This window comes from uncultured Spongiibacter sp., from assembly GCF_964011655.1.
In the GTDB taxonomy this organism is placed as follows: domain Bacteria; phylum Pseudomonadota; class Gammaproteobacteria; order Pseudomonadales; family Spongiibacteraceae; genus Spongiibacter; species Spongiibacter marinus.
In genome coordinates this window covers 33,828-44,947 of the sequence record NZ_CAXGPO010000023.1, presented here as the reverse complement: position 1 = coordinate 44,947, position 11,120 = coordinate 33,828, and the positions used below count along the sequence as shown (strand labels likewise).

Here is an 11,120-nt window from a genome sequence, read left to right as displayed (position 1 = left end):
GCTGACTTACTGGGTGAACTCTGTGACGATACCTCGAACCCCCAACAGTGCTTGACCGATGGGCAAGATGCTTTGTGTGGTGCCTTTGACCCGAATAGTGCGACGCCATTCTGCGGGGGTTCCAGTGATCCGGGCACTCCGCCGGAACTGCCGGTCGACCCTGCTGACTTATTGGGTGAACTTTGCGACGACACGCCCAATCCACAACAGTGCTTAACCGACGGTCAAGATGCTCTGTGCGGGGCTTTTGATCCAGAAGGTTTGACCCCATTCTGCGGCGGTGGCGACCCCGGTACTCCGCCGGAACTGCCCGTCGACCCAGCTGACTTACTGGGTGAACTCTGTGACGATACCTCTAACCCCCAACAGTGCTTGACCGATGGCCAAGATGCGCTGTGCGGGGCTTTTGATCCAGAGGGTTTGACCCCATTCTGCGGCGGTGGCGACCCCGGTACTCCGCCGGAACTGCCGGTCGACCCGGCCGACTTATTGGGTGAACTTTGCGACGATACCTCGAATCCGCAACAGTGTTTAACCGATGGTCAAGATGCGATCTGTGGTGCCTTTGACCCCAATAGTATGACGCCATTTTGTGGAGGCTCTAGCGACCCAGGCACACCACCGGAATTGCCAGTCGATCCCGCTGACTTATTGGGCGAGCTCTGTGATGATACCTCGAACCCCCAGCAGTGCTTGACCGACGGCCAGGACGCGATCTGTGGTGCGTTTGACCCGAATAGCGCGACGCCATTCTGCGGGGGTTCCAGTGATCCGGGTACTCCGCCGGAACTGCCGGTCGATCCGTCGGATTTATTGGGTGAACTCTGCGACGATGCGTCGAATCCCCAACAATGCTTAGCCGACGGTCAAGATGCGATCTGTGGTGTGTTTGACCCGAATAGCGCGACGCCGTTTTGCGGAGGGGGCTCGGGCATTCCATTACTGCAGTGATTAGTGTGTGGGCATGGGCCCACACCCGGGGAATACTAGTTGGTGTTGCGGTCTATCCATAGCTGAGAAGGCTTTGCTTAAGTTCCGAAAGCACCACTGACGCGCTCCTTTGGGAGCGCTCGTAGGGAACGCAAACATAGCCGCTGTAGATATCGGGACTGGCATTTTCAGTGTCTGCTGCAGCGTTTTCAAACTGGCTGATAAATCGTTGGCATATTGCCGGGCAGGCTTCTGCTTCGGCACTGGGGCAAACCACTACAAAATCTGCGTCGGTGATACGTGCGACGATATCGTCACGGCGGCAGTGGCGGTCGACCCGCTTTGCGATCGCTTGCAGAAAGGCAACATTGTCCTCTTCAGAAATACATTCCCGAATGACGGAATAGTGGCGAATACCAACCAAAAATACCGACAGTGCCTGCTGGTCGTATTCACAGCGGTTGAGTTCGTTTTGGAGTAACGAGGTTAGTGCATGGCGGTTGTACAGCCCCGTTATCGGGTCGATAGATTCGCTAACTTCGCTAACATCACGCGCTTTGTGCTTGTCTGGTTTTGGTAATTCGTCCGATGCCTTTAGGGCGTTCTCAATGCGCCGTGGTTGTAGCGCCTCTCTCAGGTGCTGTCCGGCTTTTTGAAATACTGCGGCCGGAATTTTCATTCGGTCAGCCAGTGGGCGCAGCTCATTGTATGCACTGCGAAACAGGTGTAGCTGCATGGTTAGTTGGCCACTGTGCCATTCCAGTTCGTTCAAACAGTGATAGTGAAGGCGTTGCAGGATGGCGTCAGGGTCGCTTGAAAAGGCCAGGTCCGCGGCCAGTGACGCAAGCCTGGCGATAAACCCCAGCTGCTCCGCCAGGTTGTTGCGCAAGGGCGCTTCATTGAGGTGGCTCAGGCCGGTGGCGTTGCATATTGCTTCGGGTAAGCCCCATTTTTCTAAAATTGACTGACTCAGCGCCGAATGATCAATACCGAATTCGTTGCGCTCACGCGTTGCGATGGCGTTGTGATCGTCGCCCTGGTCGGTGTTTGCTGGATAAAACGCCGGCAGTAAGTGGTCGATGACGAGCATGCCGATGTCTTGCAAACTGGCAGCAATGATGGCCTCCTCAGCGGGAAGCGATTTATCCAGCTCACTCAGCAAACGTGCTGCGGTGGCGCAGAGCATGACCCGCAGCCAGAAGTGATGTTGGTCCAGGCCTTGGGTACCTGCCTTTGCATAGCTTTGCGCGATGGTTGTGGCGAGGCTTAGCGCCGCGACGGTTCTTGCTCCAAGCAACACGGCGAGACGATGAACGTCACTGTGCGGCCGCCTCGGTTGGAAAATGGGGGAGTTGACAAAATTCAGCGTATCTTCGGCAAGCCCAGGCGTGCCCTCGAGTATCTGCGTTAGCTGCTGAACTTCAAATTCACCGCTACGCAACAGGTCCGCCAGCAGCAGACTGGCCGGTGTGGGTGCGGGGAGCGTGCTGTCGTTAATATCGAAAGCCATCAGTCCAACAATCTCAATTAGGGTGAATCTGCATGCGGCTTGACTTCAAGATAGCAGCGAGCAGGGTATTGATCAGCCACTTTTTCATTTTAATACGAAAAGCTTACTCGCCGTGGCGTCTGGGCTGAGAGGGATTCGTCCGCAAATCGATAGAAATAGCGCCCTTTAGGTGGTTCACCTCGCAGAGGCAGCTGGGCTAGTATTGGCCTAATTCAAATGAGGGAGAGTAATAATAATGACCCCAATGATGATGAGCGAACTCACCATTACGTCAATTATGAAGCACGCCGAGCGTGTGAATGGCGCGACCGAGATTGTTTCGGTCACCGCCGATAATCCACGTCACCGCTATACTTACAAAGATGCATTCAAGCGTGTTCGCCAGCTTGCCAATGCCCTGCAAACGTTAGGAGCGCAGCCCGGCGATACCCTCGCCACGCTGGCATGGAACGACTACCGCCACCTGGAAATATACTACGCGCTATCTTGCAGTGGCATGATCTGCCACACCATCAATCCGCGACTTTTCCCTGAGCAAATCGATTACATCGTTAACCACGCCAAGGATAAGTGGGTGTTTGTTGACGCCACGTTGGTGAAAGTTCTGGAACCCTTGCAAGACAAACTGCCTGCAGTAAAGGGATATATCGTGCTGAGCGATGAAGGACATATGCCCGACACCAGCCTGAACAATGTGCATTGTTATGAACAATTAATCGCTGCTGAGAAGGACGAGTTCGACTGGCCGGAGCTGGAAGAAACCACGCCATCAGCCTTGTGTTATACCTCCGGTACCACGGGTAATCCAAAGGGTGTGATGTACACTCACCGCTCTACGGTTTTGCATAGCCTGGCCAGCATTGCACCGGATGTATTCAGTTTGTCGGTGCGCGATATCGTGATGCCCATTGTGCCGATGTTCCATGTAAATGGCTGGGGCTTGGTATACAGCTGCCCGATGGTTGGTGCGAAGCTGGTGATGCCGGGCCCTAAAATGGGCGACGGTGAAACACTGTGTGCATTGATCAATGAAGAGCAAGTTACGTGCTCGGCGGGTGTGCCCACCGTGTGGCTGGCCCTGCTGGATTATCTGGCCAAAGCCAATAAATCGGTCGATAGCCTGAATCGCGTCACCGTTGGCGGTGCCGCTTGCCCTGAAATGATTATGGAGCAATTCCAAAACCAGTACGGGGTGGATGTTCAGCAAGCCTGGGGCATGACGGAAATGAACCCGCTGGGAACCTTCAACGGTGGTATTCCTCCGCTGCTTGACGGTATCAGTGATGAACAGCGTAAGAAGCTTCGCCTAAAACAGGGGCGGCCCTCTTTTGGTGTGGATATCAAAGTTGTGGACGCAGACAACAATGAGCTGCCGTGGGATGGCGAGAGTTCAGGTGCCGTCAAGGTGCGGGGGCCGTGGATCGTCAACGACTATTACGGCTACGACGGTAAAACCCTCGACGACGATGGCTGGTTTGAAACCGGCGATGTCGCCTGCTTCGATGAATACGGCTACATGCAAATCACCGATCGTTTGAAGGACGTTATCAAGTCCGGTGGTGAATGGATCAGCTCAATAGAGCTGGAGAATTGCGCCGTTAACCACCCCAAAGTTGCCGAGGCCGCCGTGGTGGGTATTCCTCACCCGAAATGGACAGAGCGTCCACTGCTGTTAGTGATTTTGAAAGACGGCGAGCAAATGGAAAAGGCAGAAATGCTCGCTTGGTTCGAAGACAAAGTCGCCAAGTGGTGGATTCCGGGAGACTGCGTATTCGTTGACTCTCTGCCGCACACTGCAACCGGCAAGCTGAGTAAGAAGGACATTCGGGAGTCTTACAAAGACTTCCGCTGGCAGGATGAGAGCTAGTAGCAGTGGAGTACATCAAGGGCGGGTAGCCTTTGGTCTACTCTCTGCTAGGGCCTGTTAACACTAATTGAGTTACGCCTGTTGCGGCTAAAAATTCGCCAACCTAGGAATGAGAAGAGAGGTTGCTTATTCCAAATGAGCGACGAATGACGACGAGTGGTGGATTTTTAGCCACAACCCAGAGGGCTGGCGTCATTTTTGCCCCCAGCGTTGTTGTCGGTCGCTTGTTTGGGCCCACCAAGCTTCGCTTCCTCCGCCTGGCTGGAGGCAAAAATGACCTCCAGCAGGTGCATCTCAATTAGTGTTAACAGGCCCTAGTTAAACGATACTGCGATGTCAGCCGCCAGTAGTTACTGGCGGCTGACATCGTTATAGCTTGTTAAATTCTGCTGTGGCATTTGTATCTTCATTGAGAGTGATGGTGCAATTACCTGTTGTTCCAGAGCAATGAGCGGGTGCTGTCCAGCCGCTGAACTCATCATCTGTTGTCATTGGTGTCGCTCTGAGTGTGACGGTGCTCCCAATTGGATAGCTGGCGCTACATGGCCCGGATGAGCAGTCCATCGAAAATTGGCCATCACTCACCATACCCTCACCGCTTCCCGATAAGTTAACCGTGAGGGTTGCCATGTCAGAGCTATTTGTTTCGATGAAAGTCACTATAGCTTCATGATGTTGGTCGATGGTGAGGTGGCAGTCATCATTATCTGCGCTGCCATTGCAGGCACCGCTCCAACGAACGATATCACTGGATGTGTCAGGCACTGCAAACAGAGAAACCATACTTCCGCTGGTATAGGTTTGAGAGCACGGTGAACGGTCATTGTCGCAGATGAGTCGTTCCTCGTAGTCACCGGATGTGCCTGATCGCCCCTCAACTCTCAGTATCAACGTATAGGCTCTCGCGATTGGTTGGAAGCTGGCGGTGACTTGGCTATCGGCATTGATGGTGAAGCGGCACTGGCTATCGCCAGCTGCAAATGAACAATCGCCACCCCACCGAACGAACTCAAAGCCTTCATGAGCCTCAGCGACTAGTGTTACTTCGCTCCCCCTGGAATAGGTATCTTGGCAAGCATTTGTCCCGTCTCCGTTTTGCTCGCAACCGCTAATGCTACCAGTACCATTAACCTGGCCTCCGGGGTTCTCCACGCTGACTTCCAGTGTGTAAAGTGGGCTGAAGCGCGCCGTGATCTTCCTAGCTTGGTTATGGTTCAGGCTACAGCTGGTATCTGCTTCGGTACATGGTGCGCTCCAACTAGTAAACGCAAAGCCCGCAGTGGGAGTGGCGCTCAGTTTCAGAGACTGTCCTAATAGGAAGTCTTGGTGGCAGCTGCCACCCTTGTCGCTGCAGTCAATGCCCTCGGGCTGGCTGGTGACAGATCCTTCCCCGTCGATGTTTATTGTTAGTGGTGCGGAGGCACCAAAGTTCACGCCCACGTTCACATCCTCATCTATTGTTAGCGTGCATTCACCATATTGTTGGTCGGCGCAAGGGCCTGTCCAACTGTGAAATGCCATGCCTTGCGAGGGTTGTGCTCGAAGTGTTACTGAACTACCTCTAGGGAAACGGCGCTGACACTGGTCATCGTTGTTGCCGCTGCCAAAACAAGCAATTCCAGAGGGCGCGCTCACAACTTCTCCGCCACCGCTATTAGAGACGCTGAGTGTTGGCGAAGGAGAAAAGTATGCCTGCTGGTAATAATGCGCATTGTCTACCACCTTGAATGAGCATTGCTTGCTGAGCTGATCGCCTTCCAGGCAATTAATGGGGTACCACGAAGAAAATTCCCAGCCGTCGGCAGCTTCCGCATGCAGTACTACCGTACTGCCGCCATTAAATTCACCCGAGCAGGCTTCCCTGTCTGGACGGTCTTCATGTGATCGCGCATCGCAGTCAATTTGAGTGCTGGAATCGCGTACTGCACCAAAGCCGCTTATGTAGGAGGCGACAACGTTTGCCGGATAGGGGAAGCTGGCTCTCAATTGTGATTTGTTCGTCAAAGAAATTGTGCCGTTGTCCTCCCGGCGCACGCTGCAGGTGGGGGTACTATTGCAAGGTTCCACGCTGACCAGATCCGAGGGTACAGACCAGTCTACGGCAATTGATTGGCCGTCTCGAAAAGCAGAAAAAGTCACTGTTTCGGCTGACCCAATGCGCAGGCTGCAATTCTCATCATCGCTGCTGCACTGAAGCGCTTTTGCGGTAACGCTGTCATCCGGCTGACCTGAAACTTCAACACCTAAGATATAAGCGCAAGAATCCAGATAGTCTTCGACTTCACCACCCTCGTGTACCATGGCAACACCGACTTGTCCTGTGAGCAAGGGGCTGCCGGTAAGTTGCAGCCTTAGATAACCCTGGCCGTGCCCCGCGCCTAGGTAGTCCTCTAGCTTGAGGTAGGCATAACGAATCGGCCCGAAACTGGCGCTCCAGTTTTCGACGGGTATATTCTTGCCCACCCAGTCTCCGCTATCAAAGCGTACCGTGTAGTCAGTGCCAGGAGCCTCTCCGTCAATATCTTCAAGGGGCCCGGATTTCTGAAAAACTTGTAAATACACGGTTCGCGGATTCGTGCCCGGTACTACTTTGTAACTCACTTTTACCCAGCTTGATGTGCCGCAACTTCGCAACCCATCGTCACTGCTATCACCCTGGCGTGGCTGGCTTTCACCCGCAACCGAATCTCCTAGCCAAAAGTCGAAATAGTTATCCCCGGTGTTAAAAGCTACTTCAGGCCGTAGATGTTTTTGCTCAAGTCCAGCATTGGCGTCGTTAAAATCCGGTAAGCCAATACGGTAAAACAGTGCGGCAGAATAGGCGGAAAAGTGTGGAGCTGAGAATGCTAGTCTGACAACTTTGTCATAGCTACCTGACTGGATTGCAGATAGCGCTGATTCTGGAATTACTTCACCATTTTTATCGACCAGTATGCCACTGGCCTCATTCTGCCAGAGTCCGGTATCGGCATTAAAGGAGGTCATGGCTACGTCGATTTGGTCGTTTCCTGGGGTAGCATCGTAATACTGTCTAAGGTTATGCGGGTTTACGTCAACGGTAATTGAAAGAGGTGGATTAAACTGCGAAAGGCGTTGGCCCGTACTGTCAGTGGCGCCGAACCACCAGTACCCGCCCGACGTAAAGGGGTCGCTTGCAGTAGTGGCCACACCGGGAAAAGCTGAAAGATCATCGGCGCGAAAGCCAGCTGCCCAAAGTTGGCTTAGTGAATCCGGGATTGATGCGACACTAATCCCTTCACCCTGGGCGCGACCATTGGTAACCACCAGTGCCGCCGAATTCAAGTCGGGAAAGATGATTGGCGGTAATGTGTCACTTTGGGGCGCGGCTAGGTTGACCGTCATGCCTTGGCTCAGTGCTGTACCATTGTCGAGTACTGCATCCGCGCGTAGCCGGTAGCTCATATCGCTAACCTGGAATTGATAGTGACCCTCGGCGTCACTGCGTGTCGTCGCTATCGCGTTATTGTCGCTGTCAAATAGCGTTATTGTTAAATCGCTGAGGGGCTCGCCAGAGTCTAAGCGCACAACACCGGCTACTGAGCTGGGTAGCTCCGTGCCACTACTACCGCCCGAGGAGCCACCTTTGTCATTGCAGCCAAGCATCAAGCCACTTGCGATGAGCGCTACTGAAAGTGTTTTAAGGTTCATGGTCGTACCCCTGACGGTGATTGCTTCGGGGCATCACTGCCCCGTAGTACTTACTTAGTTTCCAATTGCAGTTCCAGCTCGATAATTCCACCGCCGGTGTAGCTGCCTTCTTTTGGAGGCTCTATTTGCGATATGTCCGGCATGCCGTAGCCTTCTTTATCGATGATGCCTGGCGTAATCAAAAAATTACCCAGCAAACTTATGGCGACAAGGTCTGTGTGGCCTGCTTCGGCCCCTGCTAAAGTGAACGTCTCGTCAATAATTATCAGTTCGTTCGGGTCTTTACATACTGCGTTTACCAATTGTGGCGAGCGTGGGCTACCTTCCTCATCGAATACCCCGGTGGGGTTATCGTCGCTAGGCTCAACAGGTTGACCATTTCGAAAGCGCGAAACAGTCGCGGTAACGGGGGTTAAAATGATATAGCCATCTAGGTTGCTACACTGGAGTGAACCGGATAAACGCAGAGTCGTTTCCTCTTCAATATCCAGGTAGTAAAAACCACTGACGCCGGTATTCGCTGAGGCCCCAGCGCATTCCACGTAGTCACCGTTATCATCCTGAATGCTCTTGCAATCGGTTTGCAGGTTGGCATCTAGCTTGACTGACAGTCCGCCTTCCGCAGTACTGCCAAATATTGCCGAGCCCGTTGATGAAGCTGAAAAGCTATAGCTCGGGCAGCTTTCGTTTGGCGACTCGCCAATGGCGTTGTAACGGGTAGACTGGTGATACAGGCTGCTGTTCAGGGTTTCCTGTTTCGTTTGCCAGAGTTCTGACTGGTCGGGTATATCGGGCGGAGCGATAATGTCTGTCTCATCGACAATTAATGTTTCAGATTGGGTGCCGTCATGCTCACCCGTCGGGCAAACGGGATTCGGATCATCTGGGTCGCTGGTGCCATAGTATCCGTTGCCATCAGTGGTAAAAGCGGCAATAGGATGAAGAATCTTACGCAGACAATCCGGTTGCACGCTGACCTCTACCTCATCCTCAACATCGCTGTTTGCGGTTGCTACAGCGCTCACATTGAAGCTTCCGGGGTTGGCGGGTGCGCGAACAGTAATGCTGAGTTCATCGCTGTCTACTACGCTTGCGCCAAAGACATCCCATACGACAGACTGTTCATTGTTGGCAAAGCCATCGAGTGTTGCGGAAAAGACGATGCTGTCGCCAGGTTTCACACAGTCTTTTTCGTAGTTGATAGTCAGTGTTCCCTCGTTAAGTATTTTTACGATTTCATCCCTTGATGAGTCGAGGGGTTCGAGCATTTTCCCGGTGGGGAAAAGGCGCAGTTCAAAGGGATATTTTTTAGATTCGGTACTGGTTTTGAGGGTGAATACAACGCGGTCATTGTCGTAGTGGACCGTGTTCTGCAATACCGCAGCCGAAGCGGGAATAACCTCAATACCAATTTGGTCTCGAGAATAAGCGCCATCGGGCCGAGACGCTTCGACGGTGATTACCTCGCCGGGCTCTTTTACACTTATTGATGCCACGTTGCTAACGACATCGGCACGACCTGTGGTTACGTTTCGCGAAGCTTTTTTGCTGGAGCCAAATTCAGATTCGCGAATGACCAACTCGATCTCTGCATCGCCAAGACGCTTGCCAATGAATTCCCTGTCGCGTTGTGATGTCCATACGATGGCGCTACCGTTGATATTCGCCTGGCTCCAGCGGTCTTCTGAAACATCGATTAAACCGAAGCTTTGTTTTTCAACGCAGACTGTCAAAAAGTCTGAGGCTTCTTCAATCGCACTGTTCATGGTGTCCTGTATTGCGAGTGAGACACCACCCAGTAAGTCATCTGCCACGGACACTCCGTTGAGCTTTCCAGCGGGTACGCGTTTTCCAATTGCGGGCCCCCCTAGAATCGTTGCGGCAGCGAATGCATGGTTCACCACATCTTTGCTGAAATTGTGAGAGCGGCTAAAGGCCTCGGCTTTGGCATCTGTTACCTGGCCAAGCAAGGTTTCTGGGCGGTCCTCATGCCACAAAGTCGGGGTTACGGTAAACGTCAGTGTGCCCCAGTTGGAAGGCAGGAGGTCTGTCACTATTCCGTAGCTGGTTTGTAGCGCAAGGCCTGCAGCGCCCACAATCCCGGCAGCTGCTTTCACCGCGGGGTGAGGAATCAGGCCGATAGAGCCCGCAGCGGTGTTGATCGAACTGAAAACTTCATTGGCAACCGCCTGTGAGTTGGCTATGCGCATTACCGGGGCGATGTCGTCGGCTCCAGCAAAGTCATAGCTCAACGAAGGAAGGGTGATTTCACAGCTAGCGCTGCCATTGCGAAGCTGTCTTGTGCGCGTTTCGGCTTGTCCAGCCTGTTGTGTCAGAGTGAGCGGGGGAAGCATCGCGAACTGTGTGAGTTGTTCGGCATAAGCTCCTTCCAAGTCGATGGCTGTCAGAAGGCGTTCTGTCAGAAGGTCATCGTCGGCAGCGGCGTCCTGCAGAGTCGGAATAATCGCTTCTGGGCCGCCTTCAAACATAATTTGATAGAGCTTCAGCAGGTAGAGGGATTCATCCAGGTCGCGTAGCTGAGTATTTCGGATCGTTTGTGGGTCTTGTCCATATATTTCGATGACTGCTTCCAGCCAGTTCTCCAAGGTGTCCGCCAGGGCAGAGGCGGCGGCGGGGTTTGCCTCTGGCAGCGCTTGAATGACAAAGCTTTGTCGTTGGCAGTAGCGCACACCATCACCTAGCTCAAGTTCAACCGTGCCACCGTCGAGGTCGCCATTGGGGTTGATAGGAACCGAGAACTCAAGGCTTCCCTCCTCGCCAGGGATATTTCTAAGCAACGCCAAGCCGTAACTGGGTTCGCCATCTGAACTGTCAGAAATGACCCTTATCGTCGCGTGATCCATCATTTCTGGGGGAACATTGGCAATGCGGACGATATCTCCGACCGTGCCCTGGTTGTTTGATAGAGATACTGCGCAGTCGCGCTGGGTGCTACCGAAAGGCTTGCGGACCACCTCGGCAAAAAACGCCTCAGGTTCCAGCGGTGGTGAAGTGCTTTTGCCTCCGCCGCCGCCACCGCCGCCACAGGCACTGGTTATTGCGATGATGAGGATGGTCACCCATGTACGTGTCTGCATAGCGGAAATCCCTTTTTGCTAGAACGACGCTTCTAGCCTGCTGGAC

General features: G+C 53.4%; 5 protein-coding genes. 2 read left to right on the top strand and 3 right to left on the bottom strand.

Annotated elements, in window-relative coordinates; genetic code table 11:
• Positions 1-951, top strand: a 951-nt coding sequence (locus ABNS66_RS11040) for a hypothetical protein (protein ID WP_348655322.1), incomplete at its 5' end; no start/stop codon positions are given.
• A gap of 52 nt (positions 952-1,003) precedes the next feature.
• Here ABNS66_RS11040 and ABNS66_RS11035 read toward each other — a convergent pair.
• The gene (locus ABNS66_RS11035; RefSeq protein WP_286838823.1) at positions 1,004-2,440 is read right to left on the bottom strand and encodes an HDOD domain-containing protein; all 1,437 of its coding nucleotides are present in this window, start codon (positions 2,438-2,440) and stop codon (positions 1,004-1,006) included.
• A gap of 235 nt (positions 2,441-2,675) precedes the next feature.
• Between ABNS66_RS11035 and ABNS66_RS11030 the strand changes: the two genes are divergently transcribed.
• On the top strand, positions 2,676-4,307 hold the full coding sequence (locus tag ABNS66_RS11030; protein WP_286838826.1) for a long-chain fatty acid--CoA ligase: 1,632 nt from the start codon (positions 2,676-2,678) through the stop codon (positions 4,305-4,307).
• 369 nt (positions 4,308-4,676) lie between these two features.
• Here the strand turns inward: ABNS66_RS11030 and ABNS66_RS11025 are convergent, their stop codons facing one another.
• Together ABNS66_RS11025 and ABNS66_RS11020 are read right to left on the bottom strand one after the other, a co-directional pair.
• The gene (locus ABNS66_RS11025; RefSeq protein ID WP_348655321.1) at positions 4,677-7,976 is read right to left on the bottom strand and encodes a carboxypeptidase regulatory-like domain-containing protein; all 3,300 of its coding nucleotides are present in this window, start codon (positions 7,974-7,976) and stop codon (positions 4,677-4,679) included.
• Between the two features lie 50 nt (positions 7,977-8,026).
• Positions 8,027-11,074 (bottom strand): hypothetical protein, encoded by a 3,048-nt coding sequence (locus ABNS66_RS11020; RefSeq protein WP_286838830.1) that lies wholly within the window; start codon positions 11,072-11,074, stop codon positions 8,027-8,029.
• Positions 11,075-11,120: the final 46 nt, after the last annotated feature.